At 32.6% G+C, this 24,329-nt stretch carries 19 protein-coding genes; 4 read left to right on the top strand and 15 right to left on the bottom strand.

Annotated features, from left to right (window positions below; all coding sequences use genetic code 11):
* Position 1: 1 nt before the first annotated feature.
* Both P5P90_RS03500 and aroC read right to left on the bottom strand, forming a co-directional pair.
* A complete protein-coding gene (locus tag P5P90_RS03500; protein WP_278035827.1) occupies positions 2–1,285 on the bottom strand; it encodes a dicarboxylate/amino acid:cation symporter in 1,284 nt (427 codons plus the stop codon).
* A gap of 191 nt (positions 1,286–1,476) precedes the next feature.
* On the bottom strand, positions 1,477–2,541 hold the full coding sequence (aroC, locus tag P5P90_RS03505; protein ID WP_278035828.1) for a chorismate synthase: 1,065 nt from the start codon (positions 2,539–2,541) through the stop codon (positions 1,477–1,479).
* A 187-nt stretch (positions 2,542–2,728) separates the two neighbouring features.
* On the opposite strand from aroC, the gene P5P90_RS03510 reads away from it, so the two are divergent.
* Entirely contained in the window at positions 2,729–3,553 is an 825-nt protein-coding gene (locus tag P5P90_RS03510) for a UDP-2,3-diacylglucosamine diphosphatase (RefSeq protein WP_278035829.1), read from the top strand.
* A 117-nt stretch (positions 3,554–3,670) separates the two neighbouring features.
* Positions 3,671–4,159 (top strand): hypothetical protein, encoded by a 489-nt coding sequence (locus P5P90_RS03515; protein WP_278035830.1) that lies wholly within the window; start codon positions 3,671–3,673, stop codon positions 4,157–4,159.
* 47 nt (positions 4,160–4,206) lie between these two features.
* Here P5P90_RS03515 and P5P90_RS03520 read toward each other — a convergent pair whose 3' ends face one another.
* From P5P90_RS03520 to P5P90_RS03555, 8 genes are all read right to left on the bottom strand, one after another.
* Positions 4,207–4,635, bottom strand: a complete 429-nt coding sequence (locus P5P90_RS03520; protein WP_278035831.1) for a protease complex subunit PrcB family protein — start codon at positions 4,633–4,635, stop codon at positions 4,207–4,209.
* Between the two features lie 12 nt (positions 4,636–4,647).
* Positions 4,648–5,817 carry an N-acetyl-alpha-D-glucosaminyl L-malate synthase BshA gene (gene bshA, locus P5P90_RS03525; RefSeq protein ID WP_278035832.1) on the bottom strand — a complete coding sequence of 390 codons (1,170 nt, stop codon included), beginning with the start codon at positions 5,815–5,817 and terminating at the stop codon, positions 4,648–4,650.
* 77 nt (positions 5,818–5,894) lie between these two features.
* Positions 5,895–7,757, bottom strand: coding sequence for a serine hydrolase domain-containing protein (locus P5P90_RS03530; protein ID WP_278035833.1), 1,863 nt, complete (start codon positions 7,755–7,757; stop codon positions 5,895–5,897).
* A gap of 116 nt (positions 7,758–7,873) precedes the next feature.
* Entirely contained in the window at positions 7,874–8,356 is a 483-nt protein-coding gene (locus P5P90_RS03535; RefSeq protein WP_278035834.1) for an ABC transporter ATPase, read from the bottom strand.
* A gap of 75 nt (positions 8,357–8,431) precedes the next feature.
* Positions 8,432–9,229 carry a (Fe-S)-binding protein gene (locus P5P90_RS03540; RefSeq protein WP_278035835.1) on the bottom strand — a complete coding sequence of 266 codons (798 nt, stop codon included), beginning with the start codon at positions 9,227–9,229 and terminating at the stop codon, positions 8,432–8,434.
* Positions 9,230–9,321: 92 nt separating this feature from the next.
* Positions 9,322–10,659 carry a 4Fe-4S dicluster domain-containing protein gene (locus P5P90_RS03545; RefSeq protein ID WP_278035836.1) on the bottom strand — a complete coding sequence of 446 codons (1,338 nt, stop codon included), beginning with the start codon at positions 10,657–10,659 and terminating at the stop codon, positions 9,322–9,324.
* 6 nt (positions 10,660–10,665) lie between these two features.
* Positions 10,666–11,628 (bottom strand): MlaD family protein, encoded by a 963-nt coding sequence (locus tag P5P90_RS03550; protein ID WP_278035837.1) that lies wholly within the window; start codon positions 11,626–11,628, stop codon positions 10,666–10,668.
* 48 nt (positions 11,629–11,676) lie between these two features.
* On the bottom strand, positions 11,677–12,837 hold the full coding sequence (locus tag P5P90_RS03555; RefSeq protein ID WP_278035838.1) for an N-acetylmuramoyl-L-alanine amidase family protein: 1,161 nt from the start codon (positions 12,835–12,837) through the stop codon (positions 11,677–11,679).
* A gap of 82 nt (positions 12,838–12,919) precedes the next feature.
* Here P5P90_RS03555 and P5P90_RS03560 point away from each other — a divergent pair, with 82 nt between their 5' ends.
* Together P5P90_RS03560 and P5P90_RS03565 are read left to right on the top strand one after the other, a co-directional pair.
* Positions 12,920–15,670, top strand: a complete 2,751-nt coding sequence (locus tag P5P90_RS03560; RefSeq protein ID WP_278035839.1) for a putative LPS assembly protein LptD — start codon at positions 12,920–12,922, stop codon at positions 15,668–15,670.
* A gap of 54 nt (positions 15,671–15,724) precedes the next feature.
* Positions 15,725–16,105 carry a RidA family protein gene (locus P5P90_RS03565; protein WP_278035840.1) on the top strand — a complete coding sequence of 127 codons (381 nt, stop codon included), beginning with the start codon at positions 15,725–15,727 and terminating at the stop codon, positions 16,103–16,105.
* Here P5P90_RS03565 and P5P90_RS03570 read toward each other — a convergent pair.
* The 5 genes from P5P90_RS03570 to P5P90_RS03590 form a co-directional block, all read right to left on the bottom strand.
* Positions 16,095–16,469, bottom strand: a complete 375-nt coding sequence (locus tag P5P90_RS03570; protein ID WP_278035841.1) for a methylglyoxal synthase — start codon at positions 16,467–16,469, stop codon at positions 16,095–16,097. The two genes, P5P90_RS03565 and P5P90_RS03570, sit on opposite strands and share 11 nt — an antisense overlap.
* Before the next feature lie 10 nt (positions 16,470–16,479).
* Positions 16,480–17,331, bottom strand: a complete 852-nt coding sequence (locus P5P90_RS03575) for an N-acetylglucosamine kinase (protein ID WP_278035842.1) — start codon at positions 17,329–17,331, stop codon at positions 16,480–16,482.
* 125 nt (positions 17,332–17,456) lie between these two features.
* Positions 17,457–18,461 carry a type I glyceraldehyde-3-phosphate dehydrogenase gene (gene gap, locus P5P90_RS03580; RefSeq protein ID WP_278035843.1) on the bottom strand — a complete coding sequence of 335 codons (1,005 nt, stop codon included), beginning with the start codon at positions 18,459–18,461 and terminating at the stop codon, positions 17,457–17,459.
* 77 nt (positions 18,462–18,538) lie between these two features.
* Positions 18,539–19,525 carry a 6-phosphofructokinase gene (gene pfkA / locus P5P90_RS03585; protein ID WP_278035844.1) on the bottom strand — a complete coding sequence of 329 codons (987 nt, stop codon included), beginning with the start codon at positions 19,523–19,525 and terminating at the stop codon, positions 18,539–18,541.
* A gap of 265 nt (positions 19,526–19,790) precedes the next feature.
* Positions 19,791–24,224: a translocation/assembly module TamB domain-containing protein gene (locus P5P90_RS03590; RefSeq protein ID WP_340696461.1), complete on the bottom strand. Its 4,434-nt coding sequence runs from the start codon at positions 24,222–24,224 to the stop codon at positions 19,791–19,793.
* Positions 24,225–24,329: the final 105 nt, after the last annotated feature.

A 24,329-nucleotide genomic window follows, 5' to 3' on the forward strand; every position in this document is an offset into this window, starting at 1 on the left:
ATTAGTTCAAATGTACCTGTTCTTCTTTACCCTCTTCCCATTTTCCTACTACCGAGGTAGCTAGAGCATTACCTAACACATTAGTCGCTGTTCTAAACATATCACAAAAATGATCAATCGGTAATATCAAAGCAATTCCTTCAACTGGAATATCAAACATTCCGCAAGTGGCTGCAACAACCACTAAACTAGCTCTTGGAACACCAGCAATTCCTTTGCTTGTAAGCATTAAAACTAAAAGCATCGTCATTTGTGTAGCTAAATCCAAATGAACTCCATAAGCCTGCGCAATAAAAATACTAGCAAAAGTCATATACATCATACTTCCGTCAAGATTAAAAGAATACCCTAAAGGTAACATGAAAGATACAATCTTATCTTTTACACCAAATCGTTCTAATTCTTCAGTTAGTTTAGGAAAAACAGCTTCACTACTTGTAGTCCCAAAAGCAATGATTAAAGGATTTAAAATTCTTTTAAGCAAAACCGACATCCTATTTTTAAGAAAAATATATCCTACCAAAATTAATACTGCCCAAATAGAAGATATACCAATCAAAAATGAACCGAAAAATTTAAAATAAGTTATCGCTAATTCTTGAAAATCTCTAACTGCAAAAACACCTGCAATGGCACCAAAAACACCAATTGGTGCAAACTTCATTACAAAATTGACCATTTTTAAAACAATGTGGGACGTTTTATCCAAAGCCGTAATTACAGGTTTTACATAATCTCCTAACGAAGCAGCTGCCAAACCGAAGAAAATAGAAAAAATTACAATTTGTAAAATTTCATTGGTTGCCATAGCTTCAAAAACACTTTTAGGCACAATATGCTCAATGAAATTATCGAAAGAAATGCTCTGAGATTTTGCTGCAAATTCTGCTACCGTATCAGCATTTACTGTAGGCAGGTTAAGTCCTTCACCTGGTTTTAAAACATTAACAAAAAACATCCCTAATAACAACGAAATAAATGATGCGGTAAAAAACCAAGCTAAAGACTTAATACCAATTCGTCCAACAGCCTTAACATCACCCAATTTAGCTATTCCTACGACTAAAGTGGTAAACACCAAAGGCGAAATAATCATTTGAACCAAACGAATAAATACAGTAGCTAGCATTTTGATTCGGCTACTAAATGTTTCTGCCACTTCAGTAGCAACTGAATTATGAATAATAACACCCAACACTGCTCCTAAAAGCATCGCTATTAAAATCTGCCCAGTCAATCCTGAAATAAATGATTTCTTAGTTGTAGTTTCGTCCGTAGTATGCATTTAACTTATTTTAAATTTTAAATAATTTAAGGTATAAAAAAACTCCTCAAGTAAAACTAGAGGAGCTTTTTCTATTTTCTTCAAAGCTGTTGTATTTTTTATTACATCATTATTAGCATTTCGGCTAAATTCAAAAGAATTATGTAATTTTTCACCTCTTGGGGGTAAAAATAATAAAAATTAACTAACTTTTATTTTGAATAGGTTTTATTTATCAAATAAAAATCCGCTAAGACAATCGCAGCCATAGCTTCAACAATAGGCACTGCGCGAGGCACCACACAAGGATCATGACGCCCTTTTCCTGTCATCTCTGTTATTTCACCTTTATTGTTTAAGGAATCTTGTTTTTGCATAATAGTAGCTACAGGTTTAAAAGCTACTCTGAAGTAGATATCCATACCATTGCTTATACCACCTTGAATACCACCAGATAAATTGGTCTTAGTAGTTCCATCAGCATTGTATAAATCGTTATGAGCACTTCCTTTCATTTTTGAACCTTCAAAACCACTACCGAATTCAAAACCTTTTACCGCGTTGATCGAAAGCATCGCTTTTCCTAATTCGGCATGTAATTTATCAAAAACAGGCTCGCCTAATCCTACTGGCACATTTTGAATTACGCAAGTAACTACACCTCCTACAGTATCACCTTCTTTACGAATTTGTTTGATATAATCTTCCATTTTAGCAGCCATTGCTTCATCTGGACAACGTACAGGATTAGATTCAATTTTTGAAAAATCTAAATCTTGATAAGGCTTATCTAATGACAATGAACCCACAGCAGACACATAGGCATTTATCTTGATGTTTGACAACATTTGTTTGGCAATAGCACCCGCTACTACTCTACTTGCTGTTTCACGAGCAGAGCTTCTACCGCCTCCTCGATAATCTCTAAAACCATATTTTTGATCATACACATAATCGGCATGACTTGGTCTATAATTATCTTTTATATGTGAATAATCGTCTGATTTTTGATTGGTATTTGGAATAATAAAACCGATAGGTGTTCCTGTTGTTTTTCCTTCAAAAACTCCAGATAAAAACTGTACAGCATCTGGTTCTTTTCTTTGAGTAACGATAGCAGATTGTCCTGGTTTTCTTCTTGACATTTCTAATTCAATTGCATCAAAGTCTAATGCAATTCCCGATGGACAACCATCAATTATTCCTCCTAAAGCTTCTCCGTGTGATTCGCCAAAAGTTGTTATTCTAAATAGTGTTCCGTAGCTATTTCCTGCCATTATAAATAATTTTGAACAAAAGTACTATTTTAGTTTTAGCTTTAAAAATTAAAGATTTAAAGATTTTTAAAATGAGGGATAAATTTGCACTATTTGTTTACATAGAAACCTTTTTTATTAACCTTAAGTTTAAGATGAATTTACATTGTCAGCGTTAATTTGCATAACAACAAATTAATTGAATCAATTGAAAAAAAGAAAAGTTGAAGTAGTTGTACTTTCCGATGTTCACCTTGGGACTTACGGAAGCCACGCCAAAGAATTAAACAACTATTTATCGTCTATAAAACCTGAAATTTTAGTTTTAAATGGCGATATTATTGATATCTGGCAATTTAGAAAATCCTATTTCCCCAAATCTCATTTAAAAGTTATTCAAAAAATAATAAGCTTTGCTTCTAAAGGAACCAAAGTATATTATATTACGGGTAACCATGACGAAATGCTTCGAAAGTTTACCGAAATGAATATGGGAAACTTTATATTAGCCGATAAAATTGTTTTAGAATTAAACGATAAAAAAGCTTGGATTTTCCACGGAGATGTATTTGATGCTTCTGTTAATCACGCTAAATGGATTGCTAAATTAGGTGGTTTAGGTTATGATTACTTAATTCTTATGAATCGATTTATTAATTGGTGTCTAAAAAAAATAGGTCAAGAACCCTACTCTTTTTCTAAAAAAATCAAAGCTAGTGTAAAAAAAGCGGTGAAACATATTTCAGATTTTGAAGAAACCGCTGCCGAATTAGCCATCGAAAACCAATACGATTATGTACTATGCGGGCATATTCACGAACCAAAAATCATCAAAAAAGAAAACAAAAACGGTTCAACTACCTATTTAAATTCCGGAGATTGGGTTGAAAATTTAACCGCTTTAGAATACAATAGAAAAAAATGGAAATTATTTTATTATCAGGAGTCAGAATTCACAGAAACTAAAAGCAGTCACGAAAAAGATGAACCTACTGGGGAACAACTCATTGCGTCGATCATTTTTCCTAAATAAAATTATGTATTTACTTTCTGACTTAAAAAAACAGGAAATTCTACAAAATAGTATACTTTTATAATAAATTTTACGTTAAATATTATTTGTAGATTTACAAGAAACAAAACTTTAATTATGAAAAAAATTATTTTATCAGCTTTTATGCTAATGGGATTAGCATTTAGCACTCAAGCACAGGAAATTTCAAAAAACGCTTTAGGTTTACGTTTAGGTGACAATGATGGATTTGGTGGTGAGCTTTCATACCAAAGAGGATTGTCTGACAACAACCGTTTAGAATTAGATTTGGGATGGAGAAACAGCAACAACGTGGACGCATTCAAATTAACAGGTGTTTACCAATGGGTTTGGAACATTGACGGAGGTTTCAACTGGTACGCTGGTGTAGGTGGAGGTGTTGGAAACTGGAGTATTGATGCACCTGGAGTAGATGACAGTAAAACATATGCATTTGTAGCTGGTGATTTAGGTATTGAGTACAAATTTGATGAAGTGCCAATCCAACTTTCATTAGATATCCGTCCTGAATTGTATTTTTCTGACAACTATTATGGTGACAACTTTGGTCCAGACCTTGCTCTAGGAATCAGATTCACATTCTAATACACAATTACTACGACCAAAAATGCCACTAGAAATAGTGGCATTTTTTATTGTACTGTAATAGGTTTTTTCGAGTTAATTTTGACTACCGTATAAGGATAAGTAATACTTTGTGTAAGCATAGCTCCTGAATCTGGATTAATTTCTTTGACCTTAATAACAATATTTTTATCAGTTTCAGTAACACTTTCTACTGTTATTGCATAACCACCAGTAGGTTTTTGCCCCATATTAAGAATTACAAAGTTAGACTGTTGCAAATCATCCGTACTGATTTTTCCTTTCAACTTTTTATCATTTTGCAACATTTTAATCTCTTTCGACTCTGTTAGAATTTCGTAGAAATTAATATTTCCCCCACCATCATTTTGCTGTAGTAAAACTTCATAAAGGACTTTTTTCCCATTAGTATTTGTTGTTGATTTACAGGAAAACAGCATCAATACCAAAACCAATGACAGAATACTTTTTTTCATTTTATTATTAATTTATTCACTTTCCGGATTTGTTAGTTGTTTGTTGCTTTTCTTGGCATATTTCTTAATGGCTTTTTCGTAAATATCAATATACAATGGCAAAATGAGTTTGATATCAAACTTCTTAGCAACTGATAAGGCATTTTCTTTAAATTGGCACAAAACATCATCTTCTTTCAAAATTTTCAAAGCGTTTTCAGCCATTTCATCTATATCACCTACATTACTCAAATAACCCGAAACGCCATCAAAATTCACTTCTGGTAAACCACCAGAATTACTTGAAATTACAGGAACCCCCCACGCCATTGCTTCCAATGCTGCTAATCCAAAACTTTCGGTTTCTGATGGCAATAAAAACAAATCCGAATTACTTAAAATCTTATCGATTTCGTTACTGTTTCCAAAGAAAATTACCTTGTCTAATATTCCTAATTCCTGGCACAAATATTCGGCTTTTTCTTTTTCAGGACCATCACCTACCATTAATAGTTTAGCAGGTATTTGTTGCTGAATTTTGTGAAATATTCGAATAATATCCGGAATGCGTTTCACCTTTCTAAAATTACTGATATGTGTAATAATACGCTCTTCTTTTTTAGCTATCAAAGAACGCTGACATGGTCCTGTAAATTCTCTGCTTTTATCCAATTCGATAAAATTTGGAATCACATGAATATCTCTCTTGATTTTAAATAACTTATACGTATCGTCTTTCAAACTTTGAGATACCGAAGTTACCACATCTGATTTATTGATACTAAAACTCACTGCCGGCTTGTAATGTGGGTGATTTCCAACCAAAGTAATATCAGTACCATGCAAAGTAGTTATCATTGGAATTTCTATTCCCTCGTTCTTTAGCATTTGCTTTGCCATATAACCCGCATAAGCATGAGGAATTGCATAATGCACGTGCAAAACTTCAATTTTGTACAATTTAACCATATCAACTAATTTACTTGATAGAGCTAATTCATAAGGTTGATAATGAAACAAAGGATATTCTGGAACGTTTACTTCATGATAATACACATTTGGATTCAATAAAGCCAAACGCACTGGCTGACTGTAGGTTATAAAATGAACTTCATGTCCTAAACGAGCTAACTCTAAACCTAATTCTGTAGCGACTACACCACTTCCACCAAAGGTTGGATAACAAACAATTGCTATTTTCATCTGTAATTTTTAATACGCCTAAATTAATAAAAATAAGAGTGTCTTTTCTTAAAAGAAAACTAAAACTAGTTTCCTATTTATTTGTCATCAATAGAAGCATCAATTGCCTCATAGATAATCGATTGAATATCTTCTCTTATATTTTCTTTCGATAATTTATTCTCTGCCTCGTTAGGAAAAGTACGATTGGATAGAAAAACATACACAATTTCCTTTTCAGGATCAGCCCAAGCCATCGTTCCTGTAAAACCAGTATGACCAAAACTAGTCATCGATGCACACCCACAAGTAGGTCCAGAATCACCTAATTGTGGTTTGTCAAAACCAATTCCTCTTCTATTTCCATGCGAACAATAATAACAGTTGTTAAATTCATCAAATGTTTGTTCTGAAAAAAAACGTTTGCCACCATAACTTCCTTTCTGCAAATACAGTTGCATCATTTTAGCAACATCCATACTATTTGAAAATAATCCAGCATGTCCTCCTATTCCTCCTTGCATGGCTGCTCCTAGATCATGTACATAACCTTGCACAATCTGATGCCTAAAATAAGTATCTACCTCTGTTGGCACAATACGGTTTTTATTGATTTTCTCTATTGGATTATACATGGAATTATTTAAACCCATTGGCTGAAAGAAATTTTCAGCAGATAAAATATCCAATCGTTTTCCTGTAGCATGTTCCAAATATGCTTTTAAAATCATAAAAGTAAAATCACTGTATTTGTAAACCCTTTGGGGTAAAAGTTTACTTTCGGCAATTATCTTCATAATGTTATCCTGATAATCGGTACGCAAATACAAATTATCGGCAATTTTGATAGAAAAATTGGCATCACCTACTTTTCGATAATAAGCCTCTTTAGGATTTCCTTTTCTATCGATGGTATTCTTGTAAAATGGATACCAAGCTTGTAAACGGGCATAATGTGATAACAATTCTTTGAATGTAATATCTTTTTTATTAGTGTTCTTAAAAACAGGCAGCAACGAATCCAAAGTCGTTTCCATAGTTAACTTTTTTTGATCGTATTGCTGCATCACATTAGGCAAAGTCGCTATAATTTTAGTCAACGAAGCCAAATCGTAAATATCCGAATTAGATACTTTTAAATCATTTTGATACGAATGAAAACCAAAAGCCTTTTGATAAATAACTTTTCCTTTTCGAGCGACAAGAATTTGCATCCCCGGAGTCATTTTTTTATCCATTGCTTTTTGGGCTATCCCTTCAATTTTAGATAAAACCTCCGTTTTCATTCCGACATTTTCAGGAGTAGAAAAGCCTAAAACATCTAATTTTTCAGTTGTTAAACCAAAATTCTCATGAAAATCAGAAGATAAATGAATGAGTAATTTCCCTTGCGAACTAATTGCACCAAATAGTAATTCGGCAGAAACAATCTGGGCTACGTTAGAATTTTGATAGGAAACTACCACAGCTTCAAGCGAACTTAAATCTTTTAAGGAAGTTAAAATAGAAGGCGAAGCAAAAACATCTAAAACAACCACATGATTTTGTGCCAACGTTTTAATGATTTTCAGTTCTTCTGCTGAAAATGAAAGGCTATTCGAATTTGTATTAGAAGAATGATAACCTATAATAACTGTTGAAAATGGATTCAATTGTTCATTTAAACGCTCTAGATTTTCCTCCTTAATTTCAGTAACCGCTGTATACTGCTGTAAAGTGGTTAAAAATATATCATTGGGTGCATCGCCCAATTTTACATAAGCAATTTGCTGTTTTTCTAAATTTCGAATAGGCAAAACCAATTTCTCATTCATCAAAACAGTGATTGCTTTTTCAAACAAATGGTATTGTTCCGATTCATTTGAAACAGCGTTTAATTGATTGTATAACTGATTTAATTTTGCAAAATAAATCTCAGGTTGCGTTTCGTTTAGATTTGTTACAACGGGATTTTTACCCAATACAACAGCTTGCTTATTCTTTATTGTTGTACTACATGCTGCTACAAAAAAAATAAGACATAAAGAAGTATAATCCTGATGTCTCTATTTTTCATAAAAGAATATTTTAATTTGGTTTAAAAGAAACGGCTATGCCAGCTGTCTATCGCGGGCACTTCCCAAGAATCATTATATTCCTGAATAGTATTAATTAAATTATTGAATACAATTGTATTTTGAGTAACCGCTTTATCCTTTACCATTTTCTTGAAATCAATCAAAGGTTTATGAGCAATATGTTCACCTAGTTTGAAAGTAACATTCATTTTATCTAACAAATCAACACTATACTTTTGCTCTAATTTTTGAATAAACGCAACTGATGCATCAATGGAACATCCTGTTGCAGCCTGTACTTCTTGATTGACTGCTATGATAATAAAACGATTGTATTTAATTTGATAAGAAGCTTCTAAACTGGTTCCGTGTGCCGCCCATCCGTTCAAAAACAATTCTAAATCATTCGTTATTTCTGAAATTTCGGCATCCGAAAACTTTCTATTCGATTGATAAATCCAAATTCTGGAATCTTCTGGTAAATTTTCAAATGGTACGTACATTTTGATTTTGTTTTTAAATTGTTGATTTTAGATTTCAGATGTAATGACTTCAATAATAAAACTTATAAATTTAGTCTATAAATCCTGTGCATTAGCGATTAACTCAGCAATATCCATCACTTTCACTTCTCCTTCTTTTTCTTTTTCTTTATGCTTAATTCCATCTGTCATCATGGTATTACAAAATGGACATCCTGTTGCAATAATATCAGGAGTGGTTTCAAGTGCATCTTCTGTTCTTTCAATGTTGATTTCTTTATTTCCTTTTTCAGCATCTTTAAACATCTGTGCTCCACCTGCACCGCAGCATAATCCATTCGCTTTAGAACGTTTCATCTCTACCAATTCCACATCTAATTTTTCGATTAAATCTCGAGGTGCTTCATATATTTTATTCGCTCTTCCTAAATAACAAGGATCGTGAAAAGTAATTTTCTTTCCTTTAAACTGACCTCCTTCAATACTTAATCTTCCATCATTCAACAACGACTTTAAAAATTCCGTATGATGAACCACTTCGTATTTTCCTCCTAATTCAGGATACTCATTTTTTAAAGTATTAAAACAATGCGGGCAAGCAGTAACAATTTTTTTTGCTTCATAAGCATTAAGCACTTCAATATTCATCATTGCCTGCATTTGAAACAAAAATTCATTTCCGGCTCTTTTTGCCGGATCTCCGGTGCAACTTTCTTCCGTTCCTAAAACAGCAAAAGAGACATTGGCACTATTTAAAATACGCACAAAAGCCTTAGTAATTTTCTTGGCTCTATCGTCAAAACTTCCTGCACAACCTACCCAAAATAAAACTTCTGGTTGTTTTCCTTGGGCCAGCATTTCGGCCATTGTAGGTACTATCAAATTTTCTGACATTTTTTTTATGTTTATTGTTTGTTGTTAGTAGTTTTTTGTTTATTGTTTGCAGATGTTGACATTCCAACTACAAACTACAAACTACAAACCAATTATAATTCGTTTTTCCAATTCAATCGGTCTTGCTGATTGTATGGCCATGGCGCTCCATTGTTCTCGACATTAGTCATCATTGAATTTAAAGCAGCTGGAGCAGCGCTTTGTTCCATTACTAAATAACGACGCATATCCATAATAATTGATAACGGACTGATGCTTACTGGACATTCTTCAACACAAGCATTACATGAAGTACAAGCCCAAAGTTCCTCAGGTGTGATATAATCATTAAGCAAAGACTTATTATCAGGAACAAAAACACCTTTATTAGCATCAATATTTCGACCTACTTCTTCCATTCTGTCACGAGTATCCATCATAATTTTACGAGGAGATAATTTTTTACCCGTTGTATTTGCTGGACAAACTGAAGAACATCTACCGCATTCGGTACATGTATAAGCATTTAATAATTGAACCCAGTTTAAATCTTGTATATCACTTGCTCCAAATTTTGCTGGCAATTCTGCCCCTTCTGCAGGAGCTGCAAATGGATCAGCATTAGGATCCATCATTAATTTTACCTCTTTAGTTACAGCTTCTAAATTATCAAATTCACCTTGAGGTTTTAAATTAGCAAAGTAGGTATTTGGGAAAGCTAAAAGAATATGTAAATGCTTAGAATAATACAGATAGTTTAAAAATGCCATGACCATTAAAAAATGCCCCCACCACCCGATTCTTTCTAAAATATGCAAAGTACCTTCACTCAAACCTCCAAAAAAAGCAGGACCTAAAAATTGTGAAATAGCAAAATTAAACGAACCTATCCCTTCAAAATGTGAATTCCCTAATGAATACAACACTTCGTCAGTACCGTTCATGGTAAAAATGCACAACACTAAAATAATTTCCATAATTAAAATTAAGTTAGCATCTTTTTTTGGCCATCCTAATAACTCTTCCTTATTTAAGCGTGGTAATTTTAAAAGATTCCTTCTTATTAAAAAAAGGACTGTTGCTATTAAGGCCAGTAATGAAAGAATTTCTATAAAACTGATTAGAAACGTATAAAATCCTCCCAAACTTATTTTAAAGAAACGATGTGTTCCAAACAAACCATCAACAATAATTTCTAAAAGTTCAATTTGGGTAATAACAAAAGCAGCATATAACATAAAATGTAACAAAGCTGGAATGGGTCTGGTAAACATCTTTTTTTGACCTAAAGCCACCAATGTCATGTTTCTACATCTTGCTGCCGAATTATCAGTACGGTCTACATTTTGCCCTAGCTTGATATTTCTAATGATTTTTTTTACATTTTTAGCAAAATACCCGATACTTACAACTAAAACGATTGCAAATACTATATTGTCTAAATAACTCATCGAATATTATTTTTTAGCTTTCACAATAGAATCATTTGGTCCTGTGTAAGGCTTGTTTTTCTTACCAAAAAGAGAAACATTGATATAACGAGTAGGATATAAACGTACATCCTGAAGCAGTAATTCTAACTCTTTTGAGGTCTTCGACAAATTGGTGTAAAAAGCATCGTCTTTAAGCATTTTTCCCATACTTCCATTTCCTGCTTCTAAACCTGCCATGATTCCATTTACTTTAGCCAATGTGGTATTTAAACTTTTTATGGTTTTGCCTAAATCAGCTTTATTGATGGAATCGGAAATTTTAGAAAAATTACCCGAAAATTTATTAAAGTTAGCAACCATGCCTTTAATCTGTGTTTTATTATCAGCAATCAATGAATTAACACCCGCAGAAGCTTGATGAAATTGTTCCATTGTTTTACTCAATTCCGCTAGACTTTTCTTGATGTTTTCTTGTGTGTTTTTATCCAATATAGTGTTCACGCTAGTCAACATATTATCGGCATTCACTAAGAGCTTTTCAATTTTATCTTGAAGCGGAACTAATTTTTTACTTAAAGATTCTGTCATCCCTAAACGAACATTCCCAACTAACTTGTCGCCTTGTTCTATTGTTGTTTTATCTGAAAAATCAGGCTCAATAGCTATTTGCTTTCCTCCGATGAATCCTGGCTCATATATTGTTGCCAAACTCTTTTTAGAAATTGGAAAATCAGTTTTAATTTGCATCTCCACCAATAATTTACCCGTATTAGGATCAATTGTAATTTGTTCAATCTTACCAATTACCAATCCATTTATGGTGACAGGAGCAGAAAGCGATAAACCTTCAACACTTTCGTATTCAGCATACAAAGTTGTATAACTATTAAATAGGTCTCTACCCTTTAAAAAACTATAACCCCAAATAAATAATAATATTGCTGAGATTACTAAAATCGCAGTCTTAATTTCTCTTGTTAATTTCAAAATATATGTATTTAGTGCAAATTTAATATAAATAATTAGAACCCGACGTTATTTAATAGCATCTTGAATATCGATTTTAGTTCCATTTTTATAAGCAATCAAAAAAGCTGAAGTATATCCTTTAGACTTTGCTTCCTCTAAAAGTTTTTTGGAATCCTCATAATCAGCAGTTTCACCATAAGTATATTTATAACTCTTACCTAGTGGTTCCATGTTTACATTTTTTAAACCTTTAAAATTTTTAGGATGTAACTCTAATTTACGACTAGAAACAGCTAATTGAACTTTGAATACCACATCTGAATTTGCTTTATTAGATACCGATACTTTAGTCCCCAAAGAATCAGAATCCGATTTGACACTGTTCGTTTTTGATGTTTCGGTATTTCGTTCGTGCATTCTTTGAGCTGGTTTTACCTCAGGCTCAGATTCCCCTGTACCAAAATATTCTTTTTTATAGCTCAAAATCGCATTTGCTATAGCTCTAGCTATTTCGTTCTGCCCTTCTTCAGAATCAAGAATATTTCCTTCGGTGTAATTTGAGATAAAACCCATCTCTATTAAAACCCTTGGCATGTAGGCTTTATGCAAAACCATATATGGAGCCTGTTTTACACCACCTCCTCTGATTTTTTTTCCTATTGCAGCAAATTCTTCTTCTATCTTACTCGCTAACGAAATACTATTATCCAAATATTCTTCCTGCATCAATGTAAAACCAATCATAGTTTCTGGCGAATTAGGATCAAAACCTTCGTATTTTCGTTTATAATCCTTTTCAAGAGTAATTACAGAGTTCTCTCTTTTAGCTGCTTCTAAGTTAGACGCCACCTTAGTCATACCCATCACATAGGTTTCTGTTCCATCGGCAACAGTGTTCCTATTTGCATTACAGTGAATGGATACAAAAATATTTGCATTGGCTCTATTCGCTATATTAGCTCTTTCCACTAAATCTATAAACACATCGGTTTTACGAGTATAAATGACAGCAATTTTCGGATTTTGTTCTAATAGCTTACCTACTTTTAGTGCTACTGCCAAATTGATATTCTTTTCGACATGACCATTATAGGAAGCTCCAAAATCATGCGCTCCATGACCTGCATCAAGAGTCACTTTAAAATTCCCGGACTGACTATAATTAGTAAAAGCGAAAAAAAGAAGAATAAAAGACAGTACAACTTTTGTTTTATTAATTACAAACATAAATTTTAAAGTTAATTTTAATTAAAGACTACGACTATAAATTGATTAATTGACTATTTTTGGCGAAAAATAATCTGTAAGTTTGACACTTCAAAAAACAAGCCATAATTTTACAAAAATAGTATTTATCCCTTTGCACACAAACTTATTTCATATCGTTTTATTATCAATTTTCCTAACTTTTGGAACAGTTGACATATATTCTCAAGATATTTCAAAGAAAAACAAAAACATTGCTGCAAAACAAGCTGTAAAAGTTGATACAAAAACAAAAGATACCCAAGTAACTATAAAAGACACTATAAAAAAGCTAAAAGACAGCACCAAAACTGATAGTATAAAACCGAAAAAAGCATTTTTAGATGGAAAAGTAAAATACAAAGCCACTAATTATGCTAAAATAGACCAAAAACGTAAACTAATTACCCTTTACGACAATGCGGAGCTTTACTATCAAGATATTGAATTGAAAGCCGGAAAAATCATTCTGGATTATGAAAAAAATGAGGTTTATGCTGGTCGAATCAAGGATTCTACTGGAAAATTCACCCAATACCCCAATTTCAAACAAGGAGAAAATGTGGTTGAACCCGATTCAATTCGCTTTAACTTTAAAAGCCAAAAAGCATTAATTTGGAATTCCAAAACAGACCAAGGAGAGTTCAATGTAAAAGCAGCCATCACTAAAAAGGAGAATGATTCGGTTTATTTTTTAAAGGGAGCTCGATTTACGACTTCCACTAACAAAGACAATCCTGAATATTATTTTAGAACATCAAAGGTAAAATTCATACCAGGCAAAAAAGTAATAACAGGACTTACTAATCTGGTCATCGCAGATGTACCAACTCCAATTGCTTTACCTTTTGCTTTTTTTCCTATGAGTAAAGAAACAAGCGTTTCGGGATTGATACTACCTAGTTATAATGATTCAAACACCCGTGGTTTCTCTTTACAAAATGGAGGTTACTATTTTGCTTTAAGCGATAATTACGATTTGACTGTCTTAGGAGATTATTACACTAACGGAAGTTATGGGATGCGATTTGAATCTGCCTATGCTAAAAGATATAAATTTAGAGGTAATGTCAACGTTCGTTTTGAAAACCTAATCACCAGCGAAAGAGGCTACCCAGATTATTCCAAACAAAATATTTACAATATACAATGGTCACATTCAAGAGACTCAAAAGCGAATCCAAGTTCTAGCTTTTCAGCTTCTGTAAACCTGGGTAGTAGTAAATATTTCAAACAATCGATCAACCAAACGAACATGGGTTCTCAATTAAATAACACCCTAAGTTCTTCCATATCTTATTCAAAAACATTTAATTCTATACCACAAGCCCGATTATCATTATCGGCTACACACTCACAAAACACCCAAACAGAAAGCATCAATATGACACTTCCTACTTTGCAATTTAGCTTAGACAGGATGTATCCCTTTGTTGGAAAAGATGGTGTAAAAAAAGGGTTTATTAAAAACATCAACTTACAATATAACTTGAACGGAAGAAATTATATCAATACAACAGATTCTTTATTTTTCAAACCACAGATGTTTAAAGATGCGAAAGTAGGTTTCCAACATAGCATCCCTTTGAGTACAAACTTTAAAATATTTAAATACTTTAGCGCTACAACAACTGCAAACTACGAAGAAATCTGGTATACTAAAACCATTCGTAAAGAATACAATACAGAACAAAGTACAGTAGTAGACAGGACAGTAAACGGTTTTGATGCCTTTAGAACCTACAACTTATCTGCCAGTTTAGGAACCACGATTTATGGTACTTTTAATTTTGGTGAAAACAAAAAAATTCAAGCCATAAGACATGTGATTCGACCTTCATTCTCCTACTCCTATACTCCTAGCTTTGAGAAATATTATGACACCTACTCTTCTGACGCAAGTGGTAGAATGGATAAACAATATACGCGCTTTGAAGGCGGAATTTTTGGTGCTCCAGGTTTAAGCAATTCAAATATTTTAGGAATAAGTGTAAGCAATACTTTTGAAGCGAAAGTTACCGATAAAGATACCACTAAGACAGAAGCTAAAAAAGTAATGTTATTAAACAACTTGAACTTTTCTACTAGTTATAATTTAGACGCAGATGGTGTAACTAATTTAGCTTGGTCACCAGTTCGTGTAAGCACAGGAGCTCAATTTTTTGAAAATAAATTAAATGCCAATTTAGCCGCAACCTTAGATCCATACGCTATTGATAATTCAGGTCAAAGAATTAACAAATACAATATTGAAAACGGGGGAAGTTTGTTCAGAATGACGAGCGCCAATATTACACTAAATTATTCGTTATCTAGTAGAGACAAAGACAATAAAAAAGATAAACCCAAAGATACCCAAACCGAAAGAAATGGTGGTCGAGAAGATGACTTATTTGGAACCAGCACGGATTTAAATGACAATCGAAAGAGTATGTTTGATGGCAGCGAAGAAGAAGGAGAAGATACGATTTCTGAATTTTTTAAATCAAAAATTCCTTGGGATATGACTTTTGCCTATGCATTTACATACAGCAATAACAACCGTGAAAATAAAATATCTGGGAACTCCTTAATGATTTCTGCCAATACTGATTTAACACCTAAATGGAAAGTGGGAATTTCTACAGGTTATGATTTTGTTCAAAAAGGAGTTACTTATACTCAATTCCGTTTTGAAAGAGATTTATCTAGTTGGAGAATGAGTTTCAACTGGACGCCTTTTGGAACTAATGCTAACTGGAATTTCTTTATTGGAATTAAATCAGGAATGTTAAGCGATATCAAATGGGAAAAACGTAATTATCCTAACCGATAAATTTTTTAACCCAACAATAATTGAAACTAGATTTAACACTAAGACAGTATAAAAATGAAAAAAATAATTTTTACCGAAAAAGCACCAGCACCAATAGGTCCTTACAATCAAGCTGTACTTGTAGGAAACATGCTTTATACTTCAGGACAAATCGCTATCAATCCTGAAGATGGAACCATCGTAACTTCATCTATTGAAGCCGAAACCAAACAGGTAATGGAAAATATTAAGGCTATTCTTGAAGCTGCAGGAATGACATTTGAAAACGTAGTTAAATCGACTATTTTTATTATGAACATGAACGATTTTGCTACAATCAATACTATCTATGGTTCTTATTTTAACGAAAAAACCGCTCCAGCTCGTGAAACGGTTCAAGTGGCATGTTTGCCAAAAAATGTAAATATTGAAATTTCTGTAATTGCTACAGTCTAGAAGCAATTGCATCTAATAATAATTGTGCCGTAGCTTCATTTGTTGCCAATGGCACATTATGTACATCACAAACACGAACGAGCATGTTAACATCTGGTTCGTGTGGGTGACTCGCTAGAGGATCTTTAAAAAAGAATACCATATTTGTTTTCCCTTCCGCTACCCTAGCTGCAATTTGAGCATCACCTCCTACTGGACCAGAAAGCATTTTCATTACTTTAAATCCAGCAATTTCGGCTCTTCCTCCTGTTGTACCAGTTGCAATAAGCTGAACATTTTCTTTAGATAAAATCTCTTTGTTCTTATTTAAAAATTGAACCATGTCAACTTTTTTTCCATCGTGAGAAATAATAGCAATCTCCATATTATTTCTATTATTTGTTTGCAATATGATATGAAATTAAACCATCGATAGGCCTTCTCAATACATTTCCTAATTGTAAATCATATTTATCAAAAGCACATTCTAATTCCTCTTTTAAATAAAAAGCAATAGAACCTACAAAATGCACTGGAACTTCTTTACAATTATCAAATTGCATTACATAATTCTTGATAAAAGATTTCATTCCTTTACGAATGATTTTTTGACAAAATTCAGTGTCTTTATGTTGAATTAAGAATTTAGCAAAAGTCGCTAAATAAGCATTTGGATTTTCTTCCTTATATAATTTATTTTTAATAAAATCAGGATCAACATTGTATTCTTTTTCGAATTCAACCGCTAATTCCTTAGGCATTTTATTAAAATAGTATTTTCTAATTAATTCTTTACCATACACATTACCACTAGAATCATCCATAACGATATACCCTAATGATTGTACTTTTTGGTGTAAAACAGTACCGTCAAAATAGCTACAATTAGAACCTGTACCTAAAATACACACAATTGCTTTTTCGTCTTTTGGTGTAGTAGCATATACTGCAGCATAAGTATCTTCTTCTACTACAATTTGCGCATTTATGAAATAATTTTGAAATACTTCTTTCAAAGCAATTTTCATTCTATCAGTACCACAACCTGCACCATAAAAATACAAATGAGTGGCTAATTTTTTATTTTGTTGAATATCAAAACGGTCATCAAGACGTTCAATGATTTGATCTCCTTCTAAAATTTCAGGATTCAATCCTAAGGTTTGGGTTGTAAACAATATTTTCCCGTGATCATCTATCGCAATCCAATCGGCTTTAGTAGAACCACTATCAACTATTAATTTCATTTTTTCAGTTTTTGGATTAATTACATACTATCAATTTAAAAATGTAAAAACTACATTTTAAAGCGACATTAAAAAAGAAAATCCCGTTCGACGCATCGAACGGGATTTTTAACAAATTTAAATTATTATTTTAATCCAGCGATGTGAACTGATAAATCAATTAATTTGCTTGAGTATCCGTACTCATTATCATACCAAGATACTAACTTGAAGAAAGTTGAGTTCAATCCGATACCTGCAGTAGCATCAACGATTGAAGTTCTTTTGTCAGAGATGAAATCTTGAGAAACAACTGCATCTTCAGTATATCCTAAGATACCTTTCATGTTAGTTTCAGAAGCCTCTTTTAAAACTTTCATAATTTCTTCGTATGAAGTTTCTTTAGCTAATTTTACAGTTAAATCTACTGTAGAAACGTCAGCAGTAGGAACACGGAAAGCCATACCTGTTAATTTTCCATTCAAAGAAGGGATAACTTTACCAACAGCTTTAGCAGCACCTGTAGAAGATGGGATGATGTTGATAGCAGCAGCACGTCCACCTCTCCAGTCTTTTCTAGAAGGACCGTCAGCAGTCATTTGAGTTGAAGTTGTAGCGTGAACTGTAGTCATTAAACCTTCAACAATTCCGAAGTTGTCATTGATAACTTTAGCTAAAGGAGCTAAACAGTTAGTAGTACAAGATGCATTAGAAACAACTAAATCAGAAGCTTTTGCAGTTTCGTGGTTTACTCCCATTACAAACATTGGAGCATCAGCAGAAGGAGCAGAAATAATTACTTTTTTAGCACCACCTTTTAAGTGCTCACTTGCTGTATCAACAGTTGTAAAGATACCAGTACATTCAGCTACTACATCAACATCAACTTCATTCCATTTCAAGTCAGCTGGGTTTCTTTCTGCAGTAATACGGATGTTTCTTCCGTTTACATATAATTTTCCTTCTTTTACTTCAACAGTACCATTAAATTGACCGTGTACAGAATCATATTTTAATAAGTAAGCTAAGTGATCTACATCTAATAAGTCGTTGATAGCAACTACCTCTACATTGTCTCTGTTAAAAGACTCTCTAAAAACAATTCTTCCGATTCTCCCGAAACCGTTTATTCCTAATTTTACTTTTGACATTTCTTTTTATTTATTTATTGTTTATTATTCGATTGAAAATTTCTCCAAATTGAGGATTAACTTTTCTTTACTATTTACTAAGTGGTAATAATATCAGAAACACGTAATAACTCACGATCAATTTCTGATTTTCCTTTAATTGCTAATGATAATGGAGTCAAGTTTACAGTATCATTTTTTAAACCAACCATAAAGTTTGACACTCCTTCTATTAATGACTCTACTGCTTTAACACCTAAACGGCTTGCTAATACTCTATCAAAACAAGATGGTGAACCGCCACGTTGCATGTGTCCTAGTACTGATACACGAACATCATATTCTGGTAAATTAGCATCAACATAATCTTTTAATTCGAATACATTTTTACCAATCTTATCTCCTTCTGCAATAACTACAATACTTGACGATTTTCCAGAAGCCTTACTTTTTTGAAGTGATTCTAATAAACGATCTAAACCTAAATCTTCTTCAGGAATTAAAATTTCTTCAGCACCACCAGCTATTCCAGCGTTCAAAGCAATATGACCAGCATCTCTACCCATTACCTCAACAAAGAATAAACGATTGTGTGAACTAGCTGTATCTCTAATTTTATCGATAGCTTCAACAACTGTATTCAAAGCGGTATCATAACCTAAAGTATGACTCGTACCATAAATATCATTATCAATAGTACCTGGAATTCCCATTACTGGGAAATTATATTCAGAGTTAAATATTAAAGCTCCAGTAAAAGTTCCGTCACCTCCAATAACTACTAATGCTTCAATTCCAGCATTAACTAAATTTTCGTGCGCTTTTTTTCTTCCTTCTGGGGTTCTAAAATCTTTAGAACGAGCCGACTTTAAAATTGTTCCTCCTTTATTAATAATATTATTTACACTTCGAGGTCCCATTTCTTCAAAGTCTCCTTCGATCATTCCTTGATAACCTCTGTAAATACCAACACATTCTATATTATGGTAAGCACAGGTACGTACAACTGAGCGTATCGCAGCATTCATTCCTGGCGAATCTCCTCCAGAAGTTAGAACACCTATTTTCTTAATTGTCTTTAGCATAGTTTTAGTTTTGAAGGGTAAAATTAAGAAACATTACTAACTTTAAAAGCCTATGTTTTATAATTTCAACCATTAATCACAAATTCAAACGTTTTCGTTAATAAGTTTCAAATAAAAGAAAAAAAACTTATTTTTTTTGATAGATATCGATTTTTAGATAATTAAAATAATTATAACCTATTTTTGATATTTAATTAACATTTTATCAACCCAAAAAACTTCCCATTATTCTCAATACCATTTTTTTAAAAGGAACTAAACTTTTTTAATCTTCTTCAGTACTTACCGCTTCAGAATTATTTTTTTCTTTCCCCTTTTTAGGCGTTTTTTTGTTGTTGAAATTTATATATTCAGGAGTTACATTAGAATCTTGAAAATACTCATTCATAGTATCTGTCTTTTGTACACGGTACTTTTTAAAGATCTTGTTAAACAATTCTCTAAAAGTATCAAAATCTACTTCATAAGTCAATCCTAATCCCTGAGTATACCCTATTCCTTGACCGATATAATTGATATCATTTTCACGATTAAACAATCGCAAATTCATTGTCCCATCTTGATTCACTCTGTACTGCACCTCTACATCACCCACAACCGCCGATTCGTTAATCCCTCCAAATGGCACACCTACTTTTCCATTTATAGAAATACGTTCATTAATTTTAGAAGAAATAGTGGCCACCACTCTACCATCGGTTTCTCTACCAATTCTTCTATCTCTTGATACATAGTTTAAACCAACTTTAAACTTATCACTATCGGTTTTCAAAATATCTCCTAACAAACTTGAAGCCGTTTCAAATAAGCTTCCCGAAAAATCAGATTGATTTACCCCTTCAGGACTCAAAAAACCTCCTGATGAAAGTAAATACAAAGCTTGTGTTTGTCGCACATCTTTATCATATAACTTATATTGTATTTCTGATTTCAAGACATTACTAACCGTTGGAAATTCGATATTAAAATCAGGATTTGGACTCGCTAAATCTCCTTGAATTCCTATAACCACATCCACGGGCACTTTTCTATTAAATGAAGAGTTTTCTAATAATACAGCAGGATTTGCAATGGTTTTATATACTGCCTGAAGATTTAACTGCGCACGCATTGGATTTCCTTCCCATGTAATAGAACCTCCTTTTCTTACTGCAAACTTTTTATCAATCAACCCACCATATTTAAAATTATAAATTCCTTCATAGGCTTGATAATCGCCCCACATTTGGAATTTACCCAGCGTATTTATCTTGAACAAAAGTGAACCATACCCTTTTCCTCGCATTCCATGTCCCGAATTTCGATCTAATATTACTTCCACTTCAGCATCAGGTGTAATATCTAAATCAAATTCCAACTCTAAACCATTGTACTTATTCGTCTTTTCTACAATTCCATTCTTAATATTGTATTTTTCTTTTTTTGTTATAAAATGAATAAAGGAATTTTCGCCTACACTTTCGGCATAATTGATTGGAATTTTAACATCTGAACCTTTTTCTGATTTAGCAGCAATTTTAATGAATAAGGAGTTCACAGGACCACTAATCGTTGCATTACCATTGATAAAAGCAGTTCCGTAATAAGCGGCATCTTCCGAATCTTTCGTATCTAAAACCAATAGTTTTTTAGAACTGATTCCGAAATCTAATTTCCAATCGGAAAATTTATTATGTTGGATAGTTCCATTTAAGTAGCCTTTGGTATTGAACTTAGAATCGACAATCGTATTATTTCTAAATAAAAATGTCTCATCGACCAAATCAACTATCGAACGATCATTTAACTGATAATCTACATTCAAATAAGGAATAGTCAAACCTGCCTTATCCACAAACAAACGTCCACTTACTTTTGGACTGTTAACATCACCACTAATCACTGAGTTCCCCGTAACAAATCCTCTAATATTCGAAAGAACATCGCCACCTAGCGAACTAAAAACCCCTAAATTGAATTTATCGAGGGAGAGTTTTAAATCCAAAATCGTCTTGTTATTTACAATTTCGAAAGAACCATTAGCATTTAGTGATTCTAAATTTTCATTGTTCAAATAGGTATCAATTGTAAATTTCTCTAAAGTTTCATCGCCTTCAATATCAAACTTAAGCACTCCTAACTCGGTCTTGTTAATATTCAAATTATCGACTACTAAAGAAGCGGTTGGTTTGTAAATTTGATTATTTTGCTTAAAATGAACGGTACCATTTAGATTACCATTAAAAACAAAATTACTACTCAATGGCGTAACCTTGTACAAATCGACATTATCAAAATTAAGCGCTAAATCTTTTTTTGAAGGACCACTTAAATCGCCTTTAAGAGTGATGGACTGATTTTCATGTGACAAAATAATATCATCAAAAACAAAATGATGCAACATTTTATCGAAGACAATTTTATTATCGGGACTATCTTTTTGATTCAAATACCAAAAATTCTCCTTAAACTTCATTTCCGATTTACTGATACCCACCACATTGTTATTATCCTTATCAATCGTATGATACAAGTTCAAACTGAAAAAATCTTCGCCTTTATCTCCTCCTTTAAATTCCGAACGGAATAGCAAAGTATCTTTGGTTGTAATATTAATCAAACTAAAATCACGCATTTTATAGTAAGGCGTTTTTATACTATCTAATTCTACATAAGCATTATACAGGGGATTTTTATTATCTACCGATACACGGATATTATCAAAGCTGTTTTTAGCATAGGTAATTTTAGGTGAATTAAAATTCATTTTAAATTCCTGGGTATCTGATTTAATCGAACCTTTCAAAACTGTATTAGTAGCTAAACCAATTTCAGGATATAAAATTTCAATAATTTTATTGTACACCGTAAAATTAAACTTCAAAAACTGACCTTTGTTTACTTTCTCTGGTTTGAAATTCGTGTACAAACTTCCTAAAGAGTTTCGGGTCAATTTACCCAATTGTTTAAACTGAAAACGTCCTACCACTTCACCTTCTACAATATCAGGAGAGTTAATTGTAAGGGTTCGAATTCCTGCTTTATCGAAAGCAGAATGAACCGTAAAATCATCAAAAGTATAGGTATCTTTTACATTTTGATAGGATGTTTTTTTGATGTAAACATTCCCTTGTAAGTTTTCAATAGTGTTCCCTGTAAGCTGCACTTCAACATCACCTTTAAAATTAGAAATCGGTGCATTAACCAACTTCAGCTTACTCAAATTAGCTTCAGCCACTTGAATTCGGAAATCATATTTGTTTTCCTTAGCACTCAAATCTAGCAAACCATCAAAATCCATTTTTAAATTAGGATCTTCAACATTTATTTGCCCTTTGTAGTACGGCAACTTAAAGTTACCATTAAGTGTAATATTATTGTAAGTATAACTATTATAATGCACTTTTCTAATATCCCCTTTAATTTGAGTATTCAAATATTTTTTAGTAAATCCCTTTCCATCAACGTTCACATCCATACTAACCAATCCTAAATCGCTACGATTTAAAAATGCACCCGCATCAAATTCCTCAAAGACTACATTGCCGTTATAGGTTGCTTTGTCAATAAAATCGATATCAGTCATTGAAAAAACCGATTGTACTCTACCTATTTGTGAACGCATATTTAAAGCCGCATCTACAGCAGTAGCCGTAAGCTGAATACTACCTTCCATCCAAAAATCACCTAAGGTTTTTAACTCTAAAGGCAATTTCTTTCCTAAAACTTCAGGCATCAATTTAACTAGCTTCACATAACTAGAATTGATTTGACTAAAATCGCCATCCATATAAAAACGCTGATGGGTTTTGCCAAAAATATTTTTGAATCGAATGTCGCCTTCCATGCGCGATTGATTAGAATCCACCAATCGAAGATGATTTACATACAAGTCATTTAAAGTTCCGCTTAAATTTGTCTTTTTAAGATAAAAAACCTGATTTTTAGCCAACCCATCATAAAAACACCGCACATCGTTTGTCCCTACTGAGGCAGAATGAATCTTCAAATCCCATTTTACCCTATCATTAAATTTGGCAAAATCCTGTATCTTGTAATTCAAAGTCAAATCGGCTTTGATTTTTGAATTGGGCGTTTGTAATTCTAATTTTTTAAGTTGGATTCTTTTCTTTGTATAACTAAATACAGTACTTAAATCCTCAACAAATAAACCTCTGTCATCTAAAAAAGACAACTTATCAATCAAGATATCTACGTCTGGACCGTAGAGTTTAAAATTGGTCAACTCGGCATTGACTCTCGTAAAATCAACATCTTTAGGAATGGTTCTGTTGTAATCATACAATCTAAAATGAGCATGATTAATAGAAGCCTTATCAGCAATAAAAAGAGTATGCTTACCCGTTGAAGGTTTTCCCGAATCAAAAGACTCTATAAAAACATCCATATTGGTTTTCTTCTCGTTCTTGTAGGTTTTCATATCAAACAAAACCCCATCTAAACGAATCGTTTTAAAAATCAAATCGCCTTCTAAAACCGCATTTAAGTCTAATAAATTGGTATTTACAATTTTCGAATAGATTAAAGTATCTTTATGATGATCTAATATCAGGACATTTTGGATTTTAACCCCACCAAAAACAGAAATTTTTACTTTATCAAGACTAATATTAGTCCCAAAATCCTTATTGATTTCATTCATCAAATATTTACCCACTTGGGTTTGGACAAAAGGCAACGACAAAGCTATAGCAAGCACCAACAAAAGAATGATGAGCCCCAGAATTATATTCGAAGTTATTTTAATCGCTTTTTTGATATAGTTTCGTTTATTATTGATTAAATATTATTTTGCTCGAGGAAA

Origin of the sequence: Flavobacterium nitratireducens, assembly GCF_029625335.1 — a bacterium.
GTDB classification, from domain to species: domain Bacteria; phylum Bacteroidota; class Bacteroidia; order Flavobacteriales; family Flavobacteriaceae; genus Flavobacterium; species Flavobacterium nitratireducens.